Genomic DNA, 23,250 nt, shown 5'->3' with positions numbered 1-23,250 from the left:
GCCGCGCCCGAGCGAAGAATGGCGGACAGCGTGGGAAACTGCCACGGCCCGACCCATGGCATCTCCCCACAAAGCAAGAGGAGCAAGCCTTCCCCGGTCTTGCGCCTCGCCAGTGAGACATCTGGGCGCAACGGATAAAACCGGCACTCACCAAAAGCGGGGGCGCCGTGCAACGGGAAGCCGCGCAGCGGCTCAGGGGGCCTACCGAATATTAGGGGCCTGGCTGGCCAGGGCGCGGGGCCAGAAGGCCCACAGGCGCAGGTTCTGCTTGACGCGGCCGGCCAGGTCGCCGGCTTCCACGCCCCAGCCCATGAAGTAGTCGGCACGCACGGCGCCGATGATGGCGCTGCCGGTGTCCTGGGCAAAGACCAGACGGTTCAGCGACACCGTGGGACCGGGTGTGGAAAGCCAGACCGGCGTGCCGTAGGGAATGCTCTGGCGATCCACCGCGATGGAACGGCCGGGGGTGAGGGCCACGCCCTGGGCGCCCTTGGGACCGAACTGCTGGTCCAGGCCTTCTAGCGGCTCCTCGCGGAAGAACACATAGCGTGGATTGCTCCACAGCATCTCGTTGACCCGGCCCGGGTTGGCGGATACCCAGGCGCTGATGCCGGGCCAGGTGGCATCGCGCACCAGGCCCTGGTCCAGCAGCCAGCGGCCCACGCTCTTGTAGGGCTGGTCATTGGTTCCCGCGAAGGCCACGCGGATCATGCGCTGCGTGCCGTTGGGCTCGGTGATGTTGAGCCGGCCCGAGCCCTGGATGTGCAGTACCAGCGCATCGACGGGATCGCGCATCCAGGCGATGGCGCGGCCCGCCAGGGCCGCCTGGGCCTCGGGCAGGGTCTCGATCTGCTGGCGCGAGAACCAGGGCTTGCGGCTGCCGAAGCCCGCGCCTGCAGGCGTCTTGTACAGCGGCACGTTGAAGCCGTCGCCGGGCAGGCGCCGGGCATCGAACAGCGGCTCGTAGTAGGCCGTGAGCATGCCGTCCGGGCCGCCGCCCAGGGCCTCGATGCGGTAGGGCTGCAAGGTGGCCATCAGCCAGGCGCGCTGCTCGTCCGCGGTGGCGATGCTGAGCTGGCGCACATCGCGGCACAGGCTGGCGAAGACCGTGCTGGGCCGTTCGCAGTTCTTGAGCCAGGCATTCCAGGCTTCGTGCAGCGCATCGGTTTGCAGCCCGGGCAGCTCATTCCACTCGGTGGGAATCCAGCGGCTCTTGGTCGGCATGGTCGGCGTCAACGGCGGCCTGGGCGTGCTGGGTGCGGTGCCGCCATGGGGCTGCAGGTCTGGCACGGGCGAGGGGTCGTACACCGGCTTGGTGGTGGTCGTGCAGGCGACCAGCGTCCCTACAATCAGCGCCATCGCGGCATGGCGCAGGAGGTGGAAATTCATGGGATTGATTTTGCTCGAAGCACTGCTGGCCTTGGTGATTCTGGTCGCTATTGTGTGGTGGACCATGTTCTCCGGTCGCCGCCGGGGTGAGTTGCCCGTGGATTCGTCCCGGAAATCTGCGCCACCCACCGATGACACGGCGGCCGCGCGATCGCAGGAGCGCGATTGAGAACGGCGCGGCGAAGCGGGCGTCGTCCTACGGGTATGCCCTGCAGGCACTGATACGCTCCCCCACCGAACGCCCCGACAATGGGGCCCTGCCGCGGGGCTGGCCCTGCGCCACCGCATTCCCTTCGTTCCAACAAGGAGTTTCCCATGCGCAAGCACATCGTTCTGGCCGCCGCCACGGCGGCCGCACTGTTCATCTCGGGCTGCGCGAACATGAGCGACACCCAGCGCCGCACTGCCACGGGCGCCGGCGTAGGCGCCGCAGCCGGTGCCGTGCTGGGCGCGGTGACCGGCGGCAAGGCCGGCACGGGCGCCGTCATCGGTGCCGGCGTCGGCGCCCTGGGCACCTACATCTGGTCGCAGAACATGGAAAAGCAAAAGCGCGAGATGGAGCAGGCCACCCAGGGCACGGGCGTGGGCGTGAGCCAGACGGCCGACAACCAGCTCAAGCTCGACATTCCCAGCGACATCTCGTTCGACACCAACCGCTCCGACATCAAGGGCAATTTCGCCCCCATCCTGGACCGCTTCGCCGAAGGCCTGCGCAACAACCCCAATGCCGAGGTGCGCATCATCGGCCACACCGACAGCACGGGCTCGGACGCCATCAACAACCCGCTGTCGCTGGACCGCGCCAACAGCACGCGCAACTATCTGACCATGCGCGGTGTCTCGGGCGCGCGCATCGCCACCGAGGGCCGTGGCTCGCACCAGCCCGTGGCTTCCAATGACTCGGCCAGCGGCCGGGCCATGAACCGGCGCGTGGAGATCTTCGTGGGCGAGATCCCGCAGCAGCACCAGCAGCAACCCCAGTACCAGCAGCCCCGCTGATTCCCGCGGGTCCCGGCGGCAGCTGCCACGCAAATACGCCCCGCATCGCGGGGCGTATTTGCGTGGCCCGCCTGCGTGCAATGGCAGGTGCGGCCCGGTGTCAGCCCTGGGTGCGCAGCAGGTTGGCCAGCTCGACGGCGGACTTGACCTGCATCTTGTCGAAGACGCGTGCGCGATGCACTTCGACGGTGCGCACGCTGATGTCGAGCTGGTCGGCGATGAGCTTGTTGGGAATGCCCTCGACCACCAGCCGCATCACATCGCGCTCGCGCTCGGTCAGTTCGTTGAAGCGCGCGCGCACCGCCTCGCGCCCGCGCATCTCGGCCTGGTGCTGGGCCGACAGTTCCAGCGCCTGCTCGATGCGGTCCACGAGCGCATTGTCCGAGAAGGGTTTCTCGCAGAAGTCGAAGGCGCCGCGCTTGACCGTGTCCACGGCGGTGGGCACGTCGGCATGGCCTGTCAGGAAGATCACGGGCATGCCCTTGATCTGCTTGCGCTCCAGCATGAGGTTGAACAGTGCCAGGCCGCTCATGCCACCCATGCGCATGTCCAGCAGCAGGCAGCAGGGATTGCGTGGCGGCGGGCGCGACTGCAGCATGGCATCGAAGGCCTCCGCGCTGTCATAGCATTCGCTGAGCAGGCGGCGCGAGCGCAACAGCCAGGCCAGCGCTTCACGGACATCGGCGTCGTCATCGACGATGTAGACGGTGGCATCAGGTACAGGTTCCATGCGCCTATTGTTCCATCTGTGCGGGGGCGTGTGCCGGCAGCGTGAAGGCGAAGACCGTGCCTCGCGGGTGGTGGGGGCTGTGCTGGAGGTGGCCGCCGTGCTGCTCGACCACGGTGCGGCACAGGCTCAGTCCCAGGCCCATGCCCTCGTTGCGCGTGGTGAAAAAGGGTGTGAACAGCTGTTCCGCCACATGTTCCGGAATGCCGCTGCCACAGTCCATGACGGCGAACTCCACCCAGCTGCGGCGGGTGCTGGCGGCCGCGCGCCGCACGCGCAGCCGCAGCTCGCGCTCCAGGGTTTCGGGCGAGTCCATGGCCTGCATGCCGTTGCGGGCAAGATTGAGCAGCACCTGCTCGATCATGGTCGGATCGCACAGTACCGGGGGCAGGCCGGGCTCGATATCGGTGGTCACGCGCACTCCCAGGTTGCGCGCCTGCAGGCTGATCAGCGGCAACACAGCCTCGATCAGCTCGGCGGCGCCCATGACCTCGCGCGACTGGTCGCGCCGCCGCACGAAATCGCGCACGCTCTTGATCACGCGGCCCGCACGGTCGGCCTGGAAGCTGATGCGCTCCATGGCCATGCGCAGATCCTGCAACTGCTGACGCAGTTGCCGCTCGCGGCCCGCTGCATCCCCCCCCGACCCCGCGCGCGCGCCGGCGTCGGCCGCCAGCATGTTCAGCGAACCGGTGGCGTAGCTGGAGATGGCCGCCAGGGGCTGGGTGAGCTCATGGCTGAGCAGCGATGCCATCTCGCCCACGGTGGCCAGGCGGGCTGTCGCCTGCAGGCGCTCCTGCGAGGCGCGCGAGATCTCTTCCATGCGCTTTTGCTCGCTGATGTCGATGAAGGCGCTCATCCAGCCCGTATGCTGGCCCTGGGCATTGATCAGGGGCGCCTCGAAGATCAGCACCGGAAAGCGCGTGCCGTCCTTGCGCATGAAGATGCTTTCGTGGCCCTCGCGCGGCGGTGGGGCGTTGCCCGACAGGCGGCTGTCGCGCCGGCGCGTGTAGACCTCGGCACGCTCGGGAGGCCAGTAGGGGGCGATGCTCAGGCCCAGCAGTTCATCGGCGGTGAAGCCCACCATGTTGCAGAACGCCGGATTCACATAGCTGATGCGGCCCTGCAGGTCGCGCGCCCGCAGGCCCGTGACCAGCGAGTCCTCCATGGCCTTGCGAAAGGCCAGTGCGTCCCCGAGGTCGCGCTCGGCGCGCAGGCGCCGCCGGTTGTCGCGCACCAGCACCGCGACCACCGAAACCAGGGCGATGGACATCAGTGTCACCAGGGCCGTGAGCACGTTGGGGAACACGCTGGGCGCGCGGTGCCAGCTGTCCATGCGCAGCACCAGGGTGCTGCCGGGCAGGTCCAGCAACTGCTGCGCCGTGAACATGCGCGTGCCGCGCCAGGACGCGCCCAGCAGGGCCAGGCGCGTGCCATCCGGCTCGGTGAACGAGACCTCCTGGGTGCGTGGCAGGTTCTTGCTGACCTGGGTGATGAGCAGGCTTTGCAGGCTGTAGGTGCCGATGACGAAGCCGACGATATGGCCGCTCTGGGTCAGCGGCAGGCAGACCTCCATCATCTCGGTGCCCATGCCCTCGGACAGCAGCTGGAAGTAGCTGGGCGAGTAGGCGGGGCCATTGAGGCGGCGCGCATGGGTGCAGGTCAGCACGGCCTCGGGATGGGTGTTGTGCGTGCGCAGCTGGTCTTCCCATTGCACGTTGCGGTAGGGCGTCTCCGCATGGGAGCGCACCTGCAGGCCCGCATCGCGCCATTCGATGCGCATGAGTTCGCGGCGTACCTGCAGCAGCTCGGCGGCGCGCGTCTTCCATTCGGCGGGGTCGTTGTCGGGCGCGTTCAGTGCCTGCAGGTCCTGCAGGTTGCGGTTGAGCGCGGCGCGGATGTCCGCCACCGCGTTGGCCGTGTCGCGCTCGAGCTTGTCCTGGACCTGGGAGGCTTCGTAGCGCCCGGCCAGCCAGACCATGGTGATGAGCATGCTGACGACCAGGGCCACCAGCAGGCTCCACAGCGACCAGCGGCGCCAGGCCGTGCGCCAGCGGCGCCAGGGCCAGCGGCCTTCGGCAGCGGGTGCGGTGGACGGGTGCAGCGCAGTCACAGGACGCGGTGCTCCAGGGCCGGAAGCTGGCGGCGCACATGCGCCAGGCGCTCGCGCGAGATATCGCCCAGCACCACGCCGGCCCCCTCGGCCTGCCGGGCCAGCACCATGCCCCAGGGGTCGGCCAGCAGGCTGTGGCCCCAGGTGCGGCGGCCGTTCTCATGGTGGCCACCCTGGGCGGGGGCCAGCAGGTAGGCCTGGTTTTCTATCGCGCGGGCACGCAGCAGCACCTCCCAGTGCGCCAGTCCCGTGGTGTGCGTGAAGGCTGCGGGTACGAGCAGCAGGTCCGTTCCCTGCTCGGCCAGGCGGCGGTAGAGCTCGGGAAAGCGCAGGTCATAGCACACGCTCAGGCCCAGCCGCCAGCGCTGGCCGTCGCGCGAGGTGATGTCGCAGGTCACGGGCGTGCTGCCGGCCTGGACCACGGCGGCCTCGGTATAGCGCTCGCGGCCGTTGTCGTAGTGGAACAGGTGGATCTTGTCGTAGCGTGCCACGCATTCGCCATGGGGCGAGAACACCAGCGAGCTGTTGAGCACATGGGCTTCGTCATCGGCCACCAGGGGCAGGGTGCCGCCGACGATCCACAGCTCCAGCTCACGGGCGGCCCGGCCCAGGAAATCCTGGATGGGCCCCAGGCCGAAAGCCTCGCGGTAGGCGAGCTTGTCGGTATCGCGCAGGCCCATGGCGCAGAAGTACTCGGGCAGGGCCGCGAGCTCTGCACCCTGATCACGCGCCTGGCGCAACAGGGCCAGCGCCTGGTCGAGATTGGCGCGCACATCGGGTCCCGACACCATTTGCAGGGCTGCGACTTTCATGGGTTCTCTCCTGTGGTGGCTGGCTCGCCGGGGTTGGCAGGCACGCCGGATGAAGGTACGGTCCGGCGCCGAGGCAGCGCCGTGACCTGGGGGTCGTCCCAGCTGCCGTCGATGCGGAACTCCTTGGTGGCCGCGGCGATCAGCGGCCCGCGCAGCAGCACCTGCGCCAGGAAGCTGCCCAGGCCGACCACGGGGTTGATGGCCGTGGCCACCAGGGATGCCGTCATGGCATTGATCTCCGGCACGACCACGACATGCAGATTTTGCGTCTCCCGGACCAGGTCGGCCGTGCCCTCCATCAGCACGGCGGCATTCACGCCCTTCATCTGCATGTTGTTGGTGCGCGCCACGCCGTCCGTGATCTGCACGTCGCCACGCATGAAGTCGAAGGCGAAGCCGTTGCTGAACACGTCTCGAAAGTCCAGGGTCAGCCGCCGGGGCAGCGCCTGCAGGCTGAGCACGCTCAGCAGCTTGGCCAGGCCCGGTTCGGCCTTCAGGAACTGGCCGTTCTGCACGTCCAGATGCATGCTGCCCGAAAGGCTGCGGAAGTCGGGCGTGATCGGCGAGCCGGTCCAGCCCGCCGAGCCTTGCAGCGCGCCCTTGCCATTGCCCACCACGCCGGGCATGTCAAAGCGCGTGAGCAGCTTGCCCACGTCGCGCAGATCGAGCTGGAACGCCAGCTGGCTGCGCCCGGGATGCTCGGCCTGGCCCTGGGGAAGGCGCCACTGGCCGCTGGCCGTCAGCGTGGCCTCGGGGGTGGAGATGTTGAAGCGCGACAGCTGCCATTCACGCGTCGCGGCATGGCCGGGCACCGGGCGGTTGCGGGCCTCCACCTCCAGCCGGCCCAGCGCGTGCCCCGACAGGTGCATGTCCTCCACGACGATCTGCAGTGCGGGCAGGGCGCGCGGACCTTCGCTGAACAGGGCGTCCACCCGTTCGGAGCGGGCCTCCGGCACCGTCAGCCGCGACAGCCGGGCCACCAGTTGCCCTTCGGGCTCGCTGTCCGTGCCTTCGCGAAAGCCTACGTAGCCATCGAGCTCCCTCGACGTGAGGTTGCTGTGCCAGGAGCCACCATCGCGCGAGATGCCCGCCACCACCTCATGCAGCTGCCGGCCCTTGGCCTGCAGCTGTCCGACGCGCAGCGTCAGCCGATCGGGCAGGTACTGGCGCGCGGGGTCGGCTGCGCCGACAGGCTCCGGCTTTCCTCCGGCGGGCTGGGGGGCCAGCGCCAGCCAGTCGTCGATGTTGAAGGCGGGCAGCTGTACGTGGGCCTGCACGCCCTGGCCGGAGGCGGGCGCCGCGCCTGCGTCCTGGCCGATGAGGATGCTGCCGTGCAGCACGCGGCCTTGCGGGCCGCTGATGTCGCGCTCATAGAACACCGAGCCCGTGCTGCCCAGCTGCACGCTGATCTGATCGCGCAGCGGGGCATCGGGCGAGGCAAAGGCTGCGGGGGCGAGCTGGTGGCTCACGCTCAGGGGCTGGAGGGCCTCAGCCGCCTTGCCCAGCGGCGCGGGCAGGTCGATCCGCATGCCCTGCAGGCTGGATTGCACCTGGATCTCCGGCAGGCCGCGGCGCACCTTGAGCAGCAGGGAGTAGGGCGACTGGCCCTCGGCATGGCGCGCCAGGTCGGCCACCCAGCCCAGTTCCCGGGCCTCGCGCAGTCCCTGTGCCGTGGCCGTGCCCTGTATACGCACCTTGACGGAGGACTCCGTGGCAGGGGCATTGCGCGCCAGCGCCTGCATGCCGCCGTCGGCGCGCAGCTCGCCGCCCAGGGCGCGCGCCTGCAGGCCGACCAGCGAAAATCCGGACTCCGAGAACTTGACGGCGCCGCGCAACTGGCTCAGGTGCGGTGTCTCGGCATCGAGCTGCAGCGAATTGCCGGCCAGCGTGACCTGCCCGGACACCTTGCTGCGGTCCAGATGGTCGATGGGCAGGTGCAGCTGCAGCGCCAGCTGCGCGGCACCCGTGGCTTCGCTGGTATCCAGCACATGCCCGGTCAGCGTCGACAGCGCCGAGGTCTTGACCACGCCCAGCATGTCGGCCAGCGGGCCCTGGCCCTTGGCCGTGACGGCGACCTCGGTATGGGAGAGGTCGGCGATGCCGGCCTGGATGTCGCGCATCTGCAGCTGGGGGTAGCCGGCGAAATGGCCGCGTGCGTTGCGCACGGCCATGGCGGAACGGTCGAAGACCAGCTCTCCCGACAGATCGACCAGCGCGGGCCAGGGCGCCTCGCCATGCGTGAGCAGGTGGGCCGGCACGTATTCGTAGTGCACGTCGTGCAGCTTGGCGGCGATGTGGAACTCGCCCTGGCTGGGTTTTTCGGCGGGCACATGGTCGAGGTCGCCACGCACCTTGAAGTTCACCGTGCTCGCACGCCCGGCGTGTATGGCTTCGCGCACGTAGTGGCGCGCGTCGGCGGGGATCTCCAGCGGCAGGTAGCGGTGCACGCGCGTGCCGTCGGCATTGCGCAACTGGCCCTGCAGGTCCAGCACGCCCGGAAAGCGCGGCTGCCTGTCGCTGCCCTCTCCCGTATGCCATTGCGCGCGGGCCTCGCCCTCGGTGTCGGCGTTGGCAAAGCGCAGGCTGGGCACCTGCACGCTGATGGCCTGGCCGCGCAGCTGCCAGCGCAGGCTGGCCTGAAGGTGATGCAGGGGGATCTCGGGTTCCTCGAAGACGCCGGGAAAGATCAGTGCCGCCGCCTGCTGCTGCGTGGCTTGCATCTCCAGCTGGGCCTGGCCGCCATCCTGGTCCAGCGTGAAGCGTGCATCCAAGCCCTTGACGCCCGGCATGCCGGGCTCGGAGGGCCCTTCGGGCGAGGCCACGCCATTGAGCGACAGTTGCCGGAACTCGCCGCTGGCCTTGTACTGCGGCAAGGATTCCAGCGGGCCGCGCCAGCTGGCCTGGAAGTGGCGCAACTGCCCTGCGGGGTCCAGGTCGGCGAGGTGCTGCTGCACGGCCTCGGGAAGCGGCAGGCGCCGGCCCAGCTGCGCGAGGATGGCCAGGTCGATGCCATCGGCCTGCACCTCGCCTTGTTCGCCCAGCGGCCCTTGGGGACTGGCGCCCGCAGGGCTGTAGCGGGCGCGCAGATTGCCGGCTGGCCAATGCAGGCCGTCGCCCGTGGAAAACGACAGGTTCCGGGCCGCGAAACGCCAGCCATCCTGGTGCTGCAGGCTCAACCTGCCCGTCAGGGCCTGCAATTGCACGGGGGCCAGGTTCTCGCGCCACTGCATCTGCAGTGCGTTCACGGCCACATCGGCCGTGGCCGCGACGGGCTGACCCTGGCGCAGGTCGATCCATGCGCGCAGCGCACCCCGGCCCTGCTGCAGGCGCAGGCCGGAGGTGTCTATGTACTGTCCCAACTGGGACAGATCGATCTGCGTGAACATCGCATGGGCCTGGCCGCTCCAGCGCCGCCAGTTGCCTTCGTGGGTGGACAGCAACGGCTCGCGGAACAGCCCGGTCAGCGTGAAGCGCTCGCCCCAGCCCTCGGGTGGCGTGGCGTCCAGGCGCAGCCCGTGGCCCCAGCCCTTGTTGCGCAGAACCAGATCCACGTCCCGCAGGGCCAGCGGCGGGGCCTGGCGCAGTTCATCCAGCCACAGCAGGCTGCCGCCGCGCAGGGCCAGCTCGGTCTGCGAGAACAGCCAGTCGGCTGCGGCATTGTCCCCGCCGGCCGAAGGGCCGATCTCGATGCCGGCGACGAAGACGCGGCCATCGGCAGCGCGGCGGACCATGAGTTCGGGGCGGTCTATGTAGATCTGCTCCACGCCCAGGCGCATCAGCGAACGTGCCGAGACGGCCACCACCACGCTGGGCAGGCGCAGCGCATGCGCGGCATGCGCGGGGTCCTCGACGACCACGTCGCCCAATTCGAACCGGGGAACCAGTCCTTCGCTGTGCGCCGTGATGCTGCCTATGTGCACGGGTAGGCCCAGCGTGCGTGAGGCCAGGGATTCCAGCTGAGGACGCCAATCGCCGATTCGCGGCACAATCCAGCCATGGAGCACCCCCCACACGGAGGCCAGGACCAGCCAGAAGGCCAGGACCAGCCCCAGTGACCACCGCGCAAGGCCGGCCATCCAACGGATCGGGCGTGTGGGGTGCGGTTTCGGTTCGATCATCGGCGGCATCAGCAATGACGGGAATTATGACCGGCACCCTCAGGGGCCGGGCGGTAACCAAGGGTTGCTGCGATTCCCCAGTGCGTGAGCGGCCGCTTCCTTCGCGTTCCGTATGCAATCCTCAGAGCAAGCAATGGCAGGCACGGCCTTGAATGTCCCCGCACAGGCCGCCTACTCCCGTTTCCACCAAAGGCTGCACCGCCGCTATGGCGACGAGCTGAGCCTGTTGCCGCCCGGCCCGCCCGAGCGTGCGACCATGGAGCAGGCCCTGGAGGCCCTCTTGCATCGGGGGCTGGACCTTTCGGCCGGTCTGCGCGTGCTGCGCCAGCTGGTCATGGAGCGCACCATGGTGCTCGACTGCGAGCAGCAGGCGCCGCTGGCCGTGGTCACGCGCGCCGTGACCGAATTGGCGGAACTGGCCCTGGAGCGCGCCTGCATCCAGGTCCGCGCCGAACTCGACGCCCGCCATGGTGCACCGCAAGGCGCCGAAGGCCGGCCCGTGCAGCTGTGGATCATCGGCATGGGAAAGTTCGGCGCGCGTGAACTCAACGTCTCCAGCGACATCGACCTGATCTACGTCTATGAGCAGGATGGCGATACCGCCGGCCTGCCCGACGGCCGGGGTGTCATCTCCAACCATGAGTACTTCGCGCGCGCCGTCAAGGGCATCTACGGCCTGATCGGCGACACCACCGAGCATGGCTTCGTCTTTCGCGTGGACCTGGCGCTGCGGCCCAACGGCAATTCCGGGCCGCCGGCCGTCTCGCTGTCTTCGCTGGAGGAATACCTGCAGACCCATGGCCGCGAGTGGGAGCGCTTTGCCTGGCTCAAGAGCCGGGTCGTGGCGCCGATGGACAGCGTGCGCTCCCCGCAGGTGCAGGCGCTGCGCGGCGTGGTCCTGCCCTTCGTCTTCCGGCGCTACCTGGACTACTCGGTCTTCGATGCGCTGCGCTCGCTGCACCGCCAGATCCGCGAGCACGCCTCGCGGCGCAGCGCGGGTCATCCGGGCCGCGCCAACGATGTCAAGCTCTCGCGTGGGGGCATCCGGGAGATCGAGTTCACCGTGCAGCTGCTGCAGGTGGTGCGCGGCGGGCAGTTCCCCGAGCTGCGCTGCCGGCCTACGCTGGAGGCGCTGCAGCGCCTGGCGCGCGCCGGCCTCATGCGCCAGGACGTCGCCGAGGCCCTGGCGTCGGCCTACACCTTCCTGCGCCGTGTCGAGCATCGCATCCAGTACCTGGATGACCAGCAGACCCATGTGCTGCCCACGCGTGACGACGATCTGGAGTGGATCGCGCGCACCATGGGCCATGCCGACGCCTGTGCCTTCCTGCACCAGCTCGATGCCCACCGCGAGAAGGTGGCCGAGGAATTCGATACCCTGCTGGGCGGTTCGGCCCCGCAGTCCTGCAGCTCGGGGCGCTGCAACGGCGGGGGGGCCGGCCAGGCCACGCCCCGCGAGGTCGATGGCCTCATGGAACAACTGCCCCAGGCCCTGGCCGCGCATGTGGCCGACTGGCGAGGGAATGCCCGTATCGAGGGCCTGCGCGACGAGACGCGGGCACGCCTGTTCCGCCTGGTGCAGCGCACGGCCCAATGGGTGGCCGAGCGCAATGTGCCCGAGGATGCGGCGATCCGCTTCCTGAACTGGCTGGAACCGCTGCTGCGCCGTGAGAGCTATCTGGCCCTGCTGCTGGAGCGCCCGGCCGTGCACGAGCGGCTGCTGCATCTGCTGGGCGCGGCACGCTGGCCCGCGCGCTACCTGCAGCAGCACCCTGGCGTGATCGACGAGCTGGCCAACGATGCCATGCTGGGCGAGCGCTTCTCCCCCATGGACTTCGAGCACGAGCTTGCCCTGCGACTGGCCGCCCTGCAGGCCACGGGCGAGGACGATGACGAAACCCTGCTGAACCTGCTGCGCCGTGCCCACCATGCCGAGGTCTTCCGTACGCTGGCGCGTGACATCGAGGGCCGCATCACCGTGGAGCAGGTGGCCGACGACCTCAGCGCGCTGGCCGACTGCGTGCTGCGGGTTACGGCCAGCTGGTGCTGGAGCCGGCTCAAGAACCGCCACCGCGAGTCGCCGCAGTTCGCCATCATCGGCTACGGCAAGCTTGGCGGAAAGGAGCTGGGCTACGGCAGCGATCTGGACATCGTCTTCGTCTTCGATGACGACGATGAGCGCGCTCCCGAGATCTATGCCGCCTTCGTTCGCAAGCTCATCAACTGGCTGGCGGTCAAGACCGGTGAGGGGGATTTGTTCGAGATCGACACCGCGCTGCGTCCCAACGGCAACTCGGGCCTGCTGGTGACCAGCTTCGCCTCCTATGCCAATTACCAGCAGCAGCGCGGCAGCAATACGGCCTGGACCTGGGAGCACCAGGCCATGACCCGCGCGCGTTTCGTGCTGGGCAGCGACGATCTGCTGGCGCGCTTCGATGCCGTGCGCGAGGCCGTGATCACGGCGCCGCGCGATGCGGTGGCGCTGGCCGCCGAGATCGTGGCCATGCGCGAGCGCGTGCGCGGTGCCCATCCGGTGCGGGGTGGCCTGTTCGATGTCAAGCACAGCCCCGGAGGCATGGTGGACGTGGAGTTCGCCGTGCAATTCCTGGTGCTGTCGCAGTCGGGCGAACACCCGGAGCTCGTGGCCAACGTGGGCAATATCGCGCTGCTGCAGCGCGCCGAACAGGCGGGCCTGCTGCCGGTCGGCGTGGGCAGGCAGGCCGCGAGCGCCTACCGCGAGCTGCGCCGCCTCCAGCACGTGGCACGGTTGGACGAGCGCTCCGCACAGCTCGAACCCGCGCAGGCCGAGCTGTTGAGCGCGCCCGTCATGGCCTTGTGGCAGGCAGTGTTCGCCAGGGCCACGGCGGGCTGAAGTCGCCGACGAAACCGGGGTGAAATGGCGCGGCAGACCATGCTGTCAGCATCGGTGGATGGCCGCCTACAGGCAAAAGGCGGTCATCCTCAAAATGTTACATTTTTCCGGCCCACGGCCCCTGGAACTTCTGCAAAAGTAGCTCATCTATTGAACAGCTTGTCGAGAGAGGGTATCCAGGATCACATTTCACGTTGCGAAGTCTCTGGGGCCACAGTGCTGAACTGTTCCGCCCGAAGCGCTTCTCCTCCCTCCCTCTCTTTATTCGTTTCGGGATGCTTCGCAACTTTTTTATGCCGACAAAAAGGCCACCCTCGGGTGGCCTTTTTGCATGGCGGCTGCAGCCTGGCGGCCGTCAGGGCTGCACGGGCCGCGTGGCGGCAAAGCTGGGGCGTTCGGCCAGCTTGGCCTGCAGCGTGGCCAGGTTGGGGTGCTCGGTGCGCCAGTCCAGCTCGGGAAAGCGGAAATCCAGCCAGCCCAGCGCACAGCCCACGCACACGTCGGCCAGGGTGAAGTGGATGCCGCAGCAATAGGGCTTGTCGCCAAGGCCCTGGGACATGACGTGCAGCGCGGCCCGCACCTTGGCGAGCTGTCGGTCTATCCAGGCCTGGCAGCGCTGCTCTTCGCTACGACCGTCCCAGGTGGCTTCCAGGCGGGCCAGGGCGCCAGCATCCAGCACGCCATCGGCCAGGGCTTCCCAGGTCTTGATTTCGGCGCGCTCGCGGCCGGTGCCGGGAATCAGCTTGCCCACGGGCGAAAGTGTGTCCAGATATTCGACGATGACGCGCGAGTCGAACATGGCATCGCTGCCGTCCATGACCAGGCGCGGCACCTTGCCCAGCGGGTTGCCGGTGCCGGGCGAAAGCTCGCGGCTCCAGGGGTTTTCCTCGACGAACTGATAGTCGAGCCTTTTCTCGGCCAGGACGACGCGGACCTTGCGGACGTAGGCGCTGGTGGAGGAACCTATCAGTTTCATGGCTGTTTTCCGTGGACAAGAGGCGGCCCATGGGCGGGCAGCCGATTCTATGCGCTGCCCGGCGATCTCCCCCCGGCCCCCGTTTTTGCCGCGCGCACCTACAATCACGGCCCATGAATCTGCCGCACATCTCCGCCCTTTCCCCGCTCGACGGCCGCTATGCCGCCAAACTGTCCCCCCTGCGCCCGATCATGAGCGAGATGGGATACATGCACCGCCGCGTGCAGGTGGAGGTGGCCTGGTTCATCGCGCTGTCGGATGCGGGCTTTGCCGAGTTCAAGCCCCTGACCGAAGGCGCGCGCACCTATCTGCAGGATCTGGTGGCGAACTTCTGCGAGGCCGATGCCGTGGCCATCAAGGAGATCGAGAAGACCACCAACCACGACGTCAAGGCCGTGGAGTACTGGATCAAGGGCAAGTTCGATGGGCGTCCCGAACTGCTCAAGGCCGCCGAGTTCGTGCATTTCGCCTGCACCAGCGAAGACATCAACAACACCAGCCATGCCCTGCAGCTGCGCGCCGGCCGCGACACCGTGCTGCTGCCCGCCCTCGCCGGCATCACGGCCAAGCTGCGCGAGATGGCCCATGCCCATGCCGCCGTGCCCATGCTCAGCCGCACGCACGGCCAGACGGCCAGCCCCACCACGGTGGGCAAGGAAATCGCCAACGTGCTGGTGCGCCTGGAAAAGGCCGCCGCGCGCATCGCCGAGGTCCGCATCCTGGGCAAGATGAATGGCGCCGTCGGCAACTACAACGCCCACCTCTCGGCCTGGCCCGAGTTCGACTGGGAAGCCTTCAGCAAGAACGTGATCGAGTCGCCCGAACCCCGGGGCCTGGGCCTGGCGTTCCAGCCCTACTCGATCCAGATCGAGCCGCACGACTACATGGCCGAGCTGTTCGACGCCATCGCGCGCGCCAACACCATCCTCATCGACTTCTCGCGCGACGTCTGGGGCTATGTGTCGCTGGGCTACTTCAAGCAGCGCCTGAAGGCGGGCGAGATCGGCTCCTCGACCATGCCGCACAAGGTCAACCCCATCGACTTCGAGAATGCCGAAGGCAACCTGGGTCTGGCCAACGCCCTGCTCAGGCACCTTTCCGAGAAGCTGCCCATCTCGCGCTGGCAGCGCGACCTGACGGACTCCACCGTGCTGCGCAACATCGGCGTGGCCATGGGCTACGCCACGCTGGCCTACAGCTCGCTGATGACGGGCCTGAACAAGCTCGAGCTCAACGAGGAGCGCCTGCAGGAAGACCTGGACCAGGCCTGGGAAGTGCTGGCCGAGCCCATCCAGACCGTGATGCGCCGCTATGGCGTGCAGGGCGCCTACGAAAAGCTCAAGGAGGTCACGCGTGGCAAGACCGTGCAGGCCGAAGACCTGCACCGCCTGATCAACGGCCTGGAGATTCCCCAGGCCGACAAGGACCGCCTGCTGGCCATGACGCCCGCCTCCTACGTGGGCAAGGCGGCCGAGCTGGCGCGCCGCGCCTGAACGCAAGCAGGTGGCAGGCGGGCCCGGCACGTCCCTGCGCTCCAACAATTTCGATGCCTTCAGGCTGCTTGCAGCCCTGCTGGTCATCTGGAGCCACCAGTTCCCGGTCCTGGGGCAGCCCGTCCCACGGCTGCTGTATGACGAGCCTGGAGCGCTGGGCGTAATCATCTTCTTCGCCATCAGCGGCTATCTGGTCACGCTGTCCTGGTTGGCGGATCCGCACATGGGCCGATTTGCCATGCGCAGGGCACTGCGCATCTGGCCGGGCCTGGCCGTGGCGACCGCCTTGTGTGCGCTGGTGCTCGGACCGCTGGTGAGCACGCTGCCTTCGGCGGTGTACTTCCGGCACCCGCTGACATGGGACTACTTCAGCAATCTCTGGTTGCAGGTCCGCTACGAGCTGCCCGGTGTGTTCGAGGCCAATCCATGGCGATCTTCGGTCAATGGCCCGCTGTGGACCATACCGCTGGAGGTGGGGTGCTACGCGGGGCTGGCCGTGATGGGAGCCCTGGGCCTGCTGCGCTGGCGCCTGGTGGCGCCTGTGGTGTTCCTGGCGCTCCTGGTGGCCTTGTGGTGGCGCTACAGCATCGCGCCAGGCGATCCCGTGCCGCCCTGGTCCTTCGCCCTGCAGTACGCCATGGTGTTCTCGCTGGGTGCGACGCTGGCCTGCTGGCGCCAGCTGTGGATTTCCCGACGCATGCCGGCCCTGGTCGTGCTGCTGGCAGCCTGCTGGCTGCTGCATGCCACGGCTCCGCTGGTCCTGGTTCTCCAGGCGCCTTTGCTGGCATTGGCCGTGGTGTCGGTGGTGCTGGGCTCCGCCTCCACGCCCGGGGTGCGGCAGGCGGGCCGCTTTGGCGATTTGTCCTACGGACTGTACATTTACGCCTTTCCGATGCAACAGGCCGTGGCCTGGTATTTCTCTGGCCAGCCCGGTTTCGGCGCGGCACTGGCCTGGAGCCTGGCTGGCACGACCCTGCTGGCCGCGCTGTCCTGGCATCTTGTCGAGAAGAAGGCCCTGGCTTTCAAGCCGAGTAGGCCCGATCCGGTGCCTGCATCCCATGTGTCCCTGGCACCGTAGTCCGCAACGGACGCTGCCGCCCTTCAATTTCCCATGGCCCTCAAATCCACCATCTTCAAGGCGAACCTGTCCATCGCCGACATAGACCACGGCTACTACGCCGACCATGCGCTGACCCTGGCCCGCCACCCCAGCGAAACCGACGAACGCATGATGGTGCGCCTGGTGGCCCTGGCCCTCAATGCCCACCAGCTCAACGACATGTGCAATGGCGATGGCACGCTGGCCTTCGGCGCCGGCCTGTCCGACCCCGAGGATCCCGATGTCTCGCTGACCGACTTCACGGGTGCCAAGCGCCTGTGGATCGAGGTCGGCCAGCCCGAGGAAAAGCCCATCGTCAAGGCCTGCAACAAGTCCGATGCCGTGGTGCTGTATGCCTTTCACCATGCGGCCGAGGTCTGGTGGAAAGGCCTGGAGGGCAAGCTGGCGCGCCAGGACAAGCTCCAGGTCTGGCGCCTGCCCTCCGAAACCTCCCAGTCGCTGGCGGGCCTGGCCGAGCGCAGCATGCAGCTGCAGGCCACCGTCCAGGAAGGCGCACTGACGCTCAGCAGCAACCTGGGCACGGTCTTCATCGAGCCGCTGCGCTGGAAGTAGGCGGCCGGCAGGCCCAGCCTCAGCCGGGCAGCTGCATGCGCACGGCCTGGGCGAAGGCTTCCACGGTCCAGCCCGCGCCCAGCAGCATGCGGCGCGTGGACAGCCTGTCCATCACATCGTCAGGAACATCCTGGCCCAGATGGATCAGGGACTTGCTGTCCGTGATGCCCACATAGCGGCTGTCGTAGCGCCGCGCCAGATGGTTCCACAGGCCGTGGGCCCCCGGCGATTGGCGCGCTCCGCTGACCAGGCAGGTGCCCGCGTCCAGCACGCTGCGGTAGACGGCGCTGGCGATGCCGCGCCGCTGGTAGGCCGGGGCAAAGCGCGAATGCGGCGAGCGCACGCGTCGGTCGGTGCGCTTGTCCACCTCCACCAGGCGATTGAACACCGTATAGCCCGCCAGGCAGCGCCTGTCCATGTCTTCCACATAGGCGAACCATTCCCCATCGGCCTCTCGCCAGTGCAACTGGAACTGTGGGTCGTGCAAGGGGCGGCGCTCCAGGCCGTGGAGCTTGTTGCCGGGCTGGTACAGGCGCTCGTGGATGGCCTCGAGCTCGCCCTCCACCAGGGGCTGCATCACATCGATGCGCAGCTCGGCGACCGGGTTCACGGCAGCGGGCCGCGCCAAGGCGCGGATGACCACCGCGTGGCCCCACGCGCGCAAGAGGGTGGAAAACGACGGCCCGCAGGGGGCGAGTGAAAGACAGGTCACGGCAGCGCTCGCTTCGTCGGCGGCCCCGGCCCTGGATGGTCTGGCCGGAACGTGAAGATCCAATCGCCCGCGGGCTCGGGGCACCGGGCGGCACGGAAAGGCGGATTCAGTGAAGCGGCACTGCCCGGTTCCGCTCAGGGCAGCGCGTCAAGGCCGTGCGGCCTGTCTGGGGCCGATGTTCAGCCGCGCGGCGTCCCGCTCACGCAGGCGGGCGGCCGTCGCAGGCCATGCCCTGCCGGCAGGAGCGCGCACGGGCTCCCGCCCTTGCCCGCGCGGGCAAGGGCCACAGTGGCGGTCGACGGCTGTCTGGGGCATGGCGGCCGATGTTAGGCCCTCTGCAACATCGCACTGCTCCGGTGCGGTATCCGGAGGTCAGGAGGGCCTGTGCTTGCGGTCTGCCCGTTCGGCCGCGCGTTCGGCATAGCGGGTGAAGCGCCAGGAGTCGCCTTCCACCGTGATCCGGCGCCATACGGCACGCTTTTGTGCCGGCTCCATCGCCGTCCACAACTGCACTTCGTCGAAGCTGCGGCCGCAGCCCTTGCACTTCTCGTCACCCTGGCTGGTCGAGCAGATGGCGATGCAGGGCGTGTCGGGCGTGGTGTCGTACCAGGCCAGCCAGGCGGCCATGGCGTGCGAGGGAAAGCCCTCAACCTGTACCTCGGCCTCATGCCAGAAGATCATCAGTGCATAGACTTCGGCCAGCGCCCGCACCTCGGGCGACAGCAGCACACCATCCGGCGAAGGGCTGCGCGCGCGCCAGTAGTTGATGGCGGCCTCTATGTCGGTGATGTGCAGTGTGGTCATGGATGGTCAAGGGGAGGGACAGCGATGATAAGACGCATGCACGCCTGCGGCCGGGTGGCGCCACAACACTCCGTCGTTCGCAGGGTTGCTATTGAAAGAGAAGCTGCATGGTTCGTTCCAGAAATGCTCTGATCGATGCCGCACTTGTGCTTCCCGTGGAAATGAAGGGTTTTTTGACTTGCCTGCCTTGCTGGCTTTGTGTTGCAATCCACGGGTTCGAAGGGGAGTAGCTCTCTGCCGGCAGTGGTGGTTTCCTGCAAAGCCACGGTGCCGGCATCGGAATGGTCGTCAATACGAAGCGCAAGCTTCCGGCCTTCCGGGCTGCGGTGCATGCCGCTGCCGAGCAAGACCTTTGATGGACCTGATGACGGTCGATCAAGGTGCTTTCCCCTGAGCCAGGCATGTCCTTGCCCGGGTAGGTGCTGCGGCGTTGCATCGGTCTTTCTGTGCCGGTGGGTGACTTTCCTGGAGGGAGGAGTCCTCGCCGGCTGTATTCAACAGCGAGGACCTTATGGACTTGGACTTTCTGACTCACGCCCCGTTCTGGGTGGCCCTGGGCCAAATCATCATCATCGACATCCTGCTGGGCGGGGACAACGCGGTCGTGATCGCGCTGGCCTGCCGCAAGCTGCCGCCCGCGCAGCGCAAGAAGGGCATCATCTGGGGTACGGCGGGTGCCATCATCCTGCGCGTCATCCTGATCGCCTTTGCGATGACGCTGCTGGCGCTGCCCTTCCTGAAATTCGTCGGCGCGCTGCTGCTGGTCTGGATCGGCATCAAGCTGATCGCCCCCGATGAGGACGGCCACGACAACATCGAAGGCAGCGACAAGCTGCTGGCCGCCATCAAGACCATCATCGTGGCCGACCTGGTGATGAGCGTGGACAACGTGATCGCCATCGCCGGCGCGGCGCAAAGCTCGGGCGAGCACCAGCTGCTGCTGGTGGTGCTGGGCCTGCTGATCTCGATCCCCATCATCGTCTGGGGCTCGCAGTTGGTGATCAAGCTGATGGAGCGCTTCCCCGTCATCATCGTGGCTGGCGGCATGCTGCTGGGCTGGATTGCCGGCGGCATGCTGGTGACCGACCCCGTCTTCGCCAATACCGAGAAGTGGGATTGGATGGTCAAGCTGCCCCAGACCGACATGCTCAAGTACGGCGCCAGCGTGTTCGGTGCCCTGCTGGTCCTGGCGCTGGGCAAGTACATCGCCTCGCGTCGCGCGGCTCCCAAGGCGGATGCCCACGGTGCCTGATTCCGCGAAAAGTTGAGGTTGGCGCCGGGTCGGCCTGATTGGCGATCCGCGCCGATTCGCCACAATCTACGGCAAGGGCAGCTTTTGGCTGCCCGCCGAACCCACTTCCCGCAAACCCAGTTCGACAAGGACTTGCTTTGAACCCCATCATCGTCTACGTGGATGACGCTTCCTACGCCCTGCCGCTGGTCCAGGCCCTGGCCGCTTCGCCACAGGCCCGGTCCTCGCACTGGCTGCTGGTGGCCTGCGCGCCGCGGATCACCCACCGCGTCAGCAAATGGGTGAGCCACAGCGCGCGCGAAAGCTGGCGCGGCAAATGGGCCGACAAGCTGTTCGCCCAACTGGTGCCGGTGTTCGGTGCCAGCGGTGGCCAGATCACGCCGGTGCTGGCCAAGGGCCCCCTGGCCGATCTGGTGGCCCAGCTCCAGCAAGAGCATGGTTCGGCCCAGATCGTCGATGCGCGCCGTCCCAAGCAGGAAGCCACGGCGCCCGCCGTGGCGCCTGCGGCCCCGCTAGGCCGGCGCTGGAATCTTCCCGGTACGCTGGCGGCCATCGGTGCGCTGATGGGCCTGGTGTTCGAAGAAGCGATGATCTGAGAGGAATCGGCTCCCCTTGAGCGGCTGCGCCGCTTCCCCCAAACCGGGGATGCCGTTTTTCATGGGGTTCCCGGCCCACGGTATGCAGTGCGCCAGCGCAACCCGAGAACCAGTGCCTGCTGCTATGCTCGCCCCATGAAAATCCTGATCAAGTGGCTGCTCAGCGCTGGTGCCCTGCTGGTCGTGGCCTATCTCTACGGTGGCGTCCAGGTCAACAGCTTCGGCTCGGCCATGATCGCGGCGCTGGTCATCGGCCTGCTCAATGCGGTGCTGCGTCCCATCCTCGTGGTGCTGACGCTGCCGGTGACCATCGTGACGGTCGGGCTGTTTCTGTTCGTGGTCAACGGACTGATGTTCTGGGCGGCCTCGGGCCTGCTCAGCGGCTTTCACGTCGCGGGCTTCTGGGCCGCCATGCTGGGCGCGCTCATCTACTCGCTGCTGGGCCTGGCCATCGAGTCACTTCTCGCGCGCTTGTTCCCTTAGCAGCTCCTCGACGGCACGCAGCCGCGTGTCCACGATGGAGGCCTCGATGAAATCCACCTTGGGTCCGCCCTTGCGCGCCAGTTCCTGCGCGGCCTTGAAGCGGTCCACCGCCGCCGCGTAGTCGTAGTGCGCCACCTGGGCCTCGGCCTCGGCGCGCAGCGCCCGCAGCTCCTGTCCCTGGCCACGCTGCACCTGTGCCAGGAGCTGCCAAGCCGTGGCATCGCGCGGGTGGTCCGTCACCCAGGTCTGCAGCGGGCCGGCCATGCTGGCGGCACCCTGCTCGCGCAGCAGCACCTGTGTGCGCATCAGCAACTCGGGCCTGCGCGATGCGCGGCTTTCCGTCACGGTGACCGTGGCCAGGCTGGGGCCGCTCTCCGTTGCCGCAGGCTCGGACTGCGAGGGTCGGGCCACGGCAGGCGGAGCCGAGGGCACGGACAGAGGTGGCAATGCCTGCAAGGCGGCCGCAGGCTGGTCTGCCGTCAACTCCAGCTCTGCCTGGAGCAGCCGCGCCTGCCGCAGGGCATCGGGATTGGTGGCCGTGGCTTCGAGCAAGCGCCGGGACATTTCGCGTGCCTCGGTCCAGTCGCGCAGCTGTATGGCGCTCAGTGTGGCCGCATAGAGCTGTGCCACCTGCTGCGCGGCCGCCTGGCTGCCGAAGCTGGTCGAGCGCGGCTGCTCGGCCCACTGGCGCAGCACATCCACGCCAGGGCGGGACAGCACGCGGGCGCGGGCGGCCATCATCACATGCTCCAGCGACGGCGCGGGAGCCGGTGCGATGCCGCGCGGCAGGCGTGAATGCATGTCGGCCATGCGCTCCGTGGTCAGCGGATGGCTGCGCAGATAGGGCCAACTGCCGTTGTCATTGAGGCGATTGGCCTGCTGCAGCTTGTCGAACATGGTCACGAAGCCCTGCGGGGCAAAGCCGGCGGGTGCCATCAGCCCGTAGCCCATGCGGTCGGCTTCGCGCTCCATGTCGCGCGAGAAGTTGAGCTGGTTCTGCACGGCCAGCGCCTGGCCGCCCATCATCATGGCCATGGCCGCATCGGGGCTGCGACTGGCCGCCAGCGCACCCAGGATCATCGAGCCGATCATCAGCGGCGTCTGCTTGCCCTGCTGGGCGATGAGCCGCGCGATATGGCGCTGGGTGACGTGGCTCAACTCGTGCGCCAGCACCGAGGCCAGCTCATCACGCGTGCTGACCACGCCGATCAGGCCCAGGTGCACGCCCAGGTAGCCGCCGGGCAGCGCGAATGCATTGACCGATCGGTCGCGTCCCAGAAGGATCTGCCAGGCGAAGCGTTCCTCCAGCTCGTCCGACAGTTCGCCCCGCGTGCGCGCCGCATCTACCAGGTGCTGCCAGATACCTTCCACATACTCCTGCAGCACCGGGTCGTCGATGTAGTCCGGATCGCGGTAGAGCGAGCGGATGATGCGGTCGCCCAGGCGCCGCTCGTCGCTGGTCGTGGTGGCCGCGCCATCGCCCAGCGTGGGCAGGCGCAACTGGGCCTGCGCGGGCACGTGGGTTGCGATGGCGATGGATGCCGCGAGCAACTGCAGGCCGGCGGCGATACGTGTCTTCAGGCGTGATGGGCGCATGGGCGGTTGGGAGACCAAAAGGCCGGGCCCTGCACCTGGGTGCCGGGCGGTGGAACACCCCACTATGATGCCTCGGTTCGCCGAACGTTCATGGCGGGGCTGGCGCAAGGTGCCTGAACCCGCCTGGCCGGCCAATGCATTCCCAGGAGTTTCCATGTCTTCCCTCACCCATTTCGACGCCCAGGGCCAGGCCCACATGGTCGATGTAGCCGCCAAGCCCGCCACCCACCGCGTCGCCGTCGCCGAAGGCCGCATCGCCATGCAGCCCGCCACCCTGGCCATCATCCAGGGCGGCACGGCCAAGAAAGGCGACGTGCTGGGCATTGCCCGCATCGCCGGCATCATGGCGGCCAAGAAGACCAGCGACCTGATCCCGCTGTGCCATCCGCTGGCGCTGACGCGCGTGGCCGTGGACTTCGAACTGCTGCCCGATGCCTCGGCCGTGCGCTGCATGGCCACCGTGGAAACGGTGGGCCCCACGGGCGTGGAGATGGAGGCGTTGACGGCGGTCCAGGTTGCCCTGCTCACGGTCTATGACATGTGCAAGGCGGTGGACAAGGGCATGGTGATGGAGGGGGTGAGGGTGGTGGAGAAGCGGGGGGGGAAGTCGGGGAGTTTCAAAGCGTAGTAGTGTCT

The 23,250-nt window shown here is 68.0% G+C and carries 19 protein-coding genes; 10 read left to right on the top strand and 9 right to left on the bottom strand.

Annotation, left to right across the window (positions count from 1 at the left end):
* Nucleotides 1-201 precede the first annotated feature (201 nt).
* Entirely contained in the window at nucleotides 202-1,389 is a 1,188-nt protein-coding gene (locus tag L1Z78_RS26720) for a murein transglycosylase A (RefSeq protein WP_234639347.1), read from the bottom strand.
* Between L1Z78_RS26720 and L1Z78_RS26715 the strand changes: the two genes are divergently transcribed.
* Together L1Z78_RS26715 and L1Z78_RS26710 are read left to right on the top strand one after the other, a co-directional pair.
* On the top strand, nucleotides 1,388-1,558 hold the full coding sequence (locus L1Z78_RS26715; RefSeq protein ID WP_234639346.1) for a hypothetical protein: 171 nt from the start codon (nucleotides 1,388-1,390) through the stop codon (nucleotides 1,556-1,558). The genes L1Z78_RS26720 and L1Z78_RS26715 overlap by 2 nt on opposite strands.
* Nucleotides 1,559-1,704: 146 nt before the next feature.
* On the top strand, nucleotides 1,705-2,388 hold the full coding sequence (locus tag L1Z78_RS26710; protein WP_234639345.1) for an OmpA family protein: 684 nt from the start codon (nucleotides 1,705-1,707) through the stop codon (nucleotides 2,386-2,388).
* A gap of 100 nt (nucleotides 2,389-2,488) precedes the next feature.
* Here L1Z78_RS26710 and L1Z78_RS26705 read toward each other — a convergent pair whose 3' ends face one another.
* The 4 genes from L1Z78_RS26705 to L1Z78_RS26690 are packed head-to-tail and all read right to left on the bottom strand — an operon-like array spanning nucleotide 2,489 to nucleotide 10,158.
* Nucleotides 2,489-3,118: a response regulator transcription factor gene (locus tag L1Z78_RS26705; protein WP_234639344.1), complete on the bottom strand. Its 630-nt coding sequence runs from the start codon at nucleotides 3,116-3,118 to the stop codon at nucleotides 2,489-2,491.
* A 4-nt stretch (nucleotides 3,119-3,122) separates the two neighbouring features.
* Nucleotides 3,123-5,228 (bottom strand): PAS domain S-box protein, encoded by a 2,106-nt coding sequence (locus L1Z78_RS26700; protein WP_234639343.1) that lies wholly within the window; start codon nucleotides 5,226-5,228, stop codon nucleotides 3,123-3,125.
* Nucleotides 5,225-6,040, bottom strand: coding sequence for a carbon-nitrogen hydrolase family protein (locus L1Z78_RS26695; protein ID WP_234639342.1), 816 nt, complete (start codon nucleotides 6,038-6,040; stop codon nucleotides 5,225-5,227). The genes L1Z78_RS26700 and L1Z78_RS26695 overlap by 4 nt, the downstream gene beginning before the upstream one ends.
* Nucleotides 6,037-10,158, bottom strand: coding sequence for a YhdP family protein (locus L1Z78_RS26690; protein WP_234639341.1), 4,122 nt, complete (start codon nucleotides 10,156-10,158; stop codon nucleotides 6,037-6,039). The genes L1Z78_RS26695 and L1Z78_RS26690 overlap by 4 nt, the downstream gene beginning before the upstream one ends.
* 133 nt (nucleotides 10,159-10,291) lie before the next feature.
* Here L1Z78_RS26690 and glnE point away from each other — a divergent pair, with 133 nt between their 5' ends.
* Entirely contained in the window at nucleotides 10,292-13,030 is a 2,739-nt protein-coding gene (gene glnE, locus L1Z78_RS26685; protein ID WP_234639340.1) for a bifunctional [glutamate--ammonia ligase]-adenylyl-L-tyrosine phosphorylase/[glutamate--ammonia-ligase] adenylyltransferase, read from the top strand.
* 355 nt (nucleotides 13,031-13,385) lie between these two features.
* Here the strand turns inward: glnE and L1Z78_RS26680 are convergent, their stop codons facing one another.
* A complete protein-coding gene (locus L1Z78_RS26680) occupies nucleotides 13,386-14,006 on the bottom strand; it encodes a glutathione S-transferase family protein (protein ID WP_234639339.1) in 621 nt (206 codons plus the stop codon).
* Between the two features lie 113 nt (nucleotides 14,007-14,119).
* Between L1Z78_RS26680 and purB the strand changes: the two genes are divergently transcribed.
* Genes purB through L1Z78_RS26665 form a run of 3 tightly spaced genes read left to right on the top strand, consistent with a single transcriptional unit; the run spans nucleotide 14,120 to nucleotide 17,171 of the window.
* Complete coding sequence (purB, locus tag L1Z78_RS26675; RefSeq protein ID WP_234639338.1) at nucleotides 14,120-15,499, top strand: adenylosuccinate lyase; 1,380 nt, start codon at nucleotides 14,120-14,122, stop codon at nucleotides 15,497-15,499.
* Between the two features lie 10 nt (nucleotides 15,500-15,509).
* Nucleotides 15,510-16,577: an acyltransferase family protein gene (locus L1Z78_RS26670; RefSeq protein WP_234639337.1), complete on the top strand. Its 1,068-nt coding sequence runs from the start codon at nucleotides 15,510-15,512 to the stop codon at nucleotides 16,575-16,577.
* A 33-nt stretch (nucleotides 16,578-16,610) separates the two neighbouring features.
* On the top strand, nucleotides 16,611-17,171 hold the full coding sequence (locus tag L1Z78_RS26665) for a YaeQ family protein (RefSeq protein WP_234639336.1): 561 nt from the start codon (nucleotides 16,611-16,613) through the stop codon (nucleotides 17,169-17,171).
* Nucleotides 17,172-17,190: 19 nt separating this feature from the next.
* Here L1Z78_RS26665 and L1Z78_RS26660 read toward each other — a convergent pair whose 3' ends face one another.
* Both L1Z78_RS26660 and L1Z78_RS26655 read right to left on the bottom strand, forming a co-directional pair.
* Complete coding sequence (locus tag L1Z78_RS26660; protein WP_234639335.1) at nucleotides 17,191-17,883, bottom strand: N-acetyltransferase; 693 nt, start codon at nucleotides 17,881-17,883, stop codon at nucleotides 17,191-17,193.
* Nucleotides 17,884-18,255: 372 nt separating this feature from the next.
* On the bottom strand, nucleotides 18,256-18,687 hold the full coding sequence (locus L1Z78_RS26655) for a DUF3717 domain-containing protein (RefSeq protein WP_234639334.1): 432 nt from the start codon (nucleotides 18,685-18,687) through the stop codon (nucleotides 18,256-18,258).
* Between the two features lie 511 nt (nucleotides 18,688-19,198).
* Between L1Z78_RS26655 and L1Z78_RS26650 the strand changes: the two genes are divergently transcribed.
* From L1Z78_RS26650 to L1Z78_RS26640, 3 genes are all read left to right on the top strand, one after another.
* Complete coding sequence (locus L1Z78_RS26650) at nucleotides 19,199-19,939, top strand: TerC family protein (RefSeq protein ID WP_234639333.1); 741 nt, start codon at nucleotides 19,199-19,201, stop codon at nucleotides 19,937-19,939.
* A gap of 137 nt (nucleotides 19,940-20,076) precedes the next feature.
* On the top strand, nucleotides 20,077-20,535 hold the full coding sequence (locus tag L1Z78_RS26645; protein ID WP_234639332.1) for a hypothetical protein: 459 nt from the start codon (nucleotides 20,077-20,079) through the stop codon (nucleotides 20,533-20,535).
* 135 nt (nucleotides 20,536-20,670) lie between these two features.
* Entirely contained in the window at nucleotides 20,671-21,018 is a 348-nt protein-coding gene (locus L1Z78_RS26640; RefSeq protein WP_234639331.1) for a phage holin family protein, read from the top strand.
* On the opposite strand, the gene L1Z78_RS26635 is transcribed toward L1Z78_RS26640, so the two are convergent.
* Nucleotides 20,992-22,614 carry a M48 family metalloprotease gene (locus tag L1Z78_RS26635; protein WP_234639330.1) on the bottom strand — a complete coding sequence of 541 codons (1,623 nt, stop codon included), beginning with the start codon at nucleotides 22,612-22,614 and terminating at the stop codon, nucleotides 20,992-20,994. The genes L1Z78_RS26640 and L1Z78_RS26635 overlap by 27 nt on opposite strands.
* A gap of 154 nt (nucleotides 22,615-22,768) precedes the next feature.
* On the opposite strand from L1Z78_RS26635, the gene moaC reads away from it, so the two are divergent.
* A complete protein-coding gene (moaC, locus tag L1Z78_RS26630; RefSeq protein ID WP_234639329.1) occupies nucleotides 22,769-23,242 on the top strand; it encodes a cyclic pyranopterin monophosphate synthase MoaC in 474 nt (157 codons plus the stop codon).
* The last annotated feature ends 8 nt before the right edge of the window (nucleotides 23,243-23,250 follow it).

The organism is Delftia tsuruhatensis, assembly GCF_903815225.1.
Taxonomy (GTDB): Bacteria; Pseudomonadota; Gammaproteobacteria; order Burkholderiales; family Burkholderiaceae_C; genus Comamonas; species Comamonas tsuruhatensis_A.
This window is presented reverse-complemented; position numbering and strand designations above follow the sequence as displayed.

Coding starts and splice junctions, on each gene's coding strand:
- L1Z78_RS26640 (WP_234639331.1), top strand. CDS start 20,671: ATGAAAATCCTGATCAAGTGGCTGCTCAGCGCTGGTGCCCTGCTGGTC.
- L1Z78_RS26680 (WP_234639339.1), bottom strand. CDS start 14,006: ATGAAACTGATAGGTTCCTCCACCAGCGCCTACGTCCGCAAGGTCCGC.
- L1Z78_RS26650 (WP_234639333.1), top strand. CDS start 19,199: ATGGACTTGGACTTTCTGACTCACGCCCCGTTCTGGGTGGCCCTGGGC.
- L1Z78_RS26715 (WP_234639346.1), top strand. CDS start 1,388: ATGGGATTGATTTTGCTCGAAGCACTGCTGGCCTTGGTGATTCTGGTC.
- L1Z78_RS26705 (WP_234639344.1), bottom strand. CDS start 3,118: ATGGAACCTGTACCTGATGCCACCGTCTACATCGTCGATGACGACGCC.
- moaC (WP_234639329.1), top strand. CDS start 22,769: ATGTCTTCCCTCACCCATTTCGACGCCCAGGGCCAGGCCCACATGGTC.
- L1Z78_RS26695 (WP_234639342.1), bottom strand. CDS start 6,040: ATGAAAGTCGCAGCCCTGCAAATGGTGTCGGGACCCGATGTGCGCGCC.
- glnE (WP_234639340.1), top strand. CDS start 10,292: ATGGCAGGCACGGCCTTGAATGTCCCCGCACAGGCCGCCTACTCCCGT.
- L1Z78_RS26720 (WP_234639347.1), bottom strand. CDS start 1,389: ATGAATTTCCACCTCCTGCGCCATGCCGCGATGGCGCTGATTGTAGGG.
- L1Z78_RS26635 (WP_234639330.1), bottom strand. CDS start 22,614: ATGCGCCCATCACGCCTGAAGACACGTATCGCCGCCGGCCTGCAGTTG.
- L1Z78_RS26690 (WP_234639341.1), bottom strand. CDS start 10,158: ATGATCGAACCGAAACCGCACCCCACACGCCCGATCCGTTGGATGGCC.
- L1Z78_RS26665 (WP_234639336.1), top strand. CDS start 16,611: ATGGCCCTCAAATCCACCATCTTCAAGGCGAACCTGTCCATCGCCGAC.
- L1Z78_RS26655 (WP_234639334.1), bottom strand. CDS start 18,687: ATGACCACACTGCACATCACCGACATAGAGGCCGCCATCAACTACTGG.
- L1Z78_RS26710 (WP_234639345.1), top strand. CDS start 1,705: ATGCGCAAGCACATCGTTCTGGCCGCCGCCACGGCGGCCGCACTGTTC.
- purB (WP_234639338.1), top strand. CDS start 14,120: ATGAATCTGCCGCACATCTCCGCCCTTTCCCCGCTCGACGGCCGCTAT.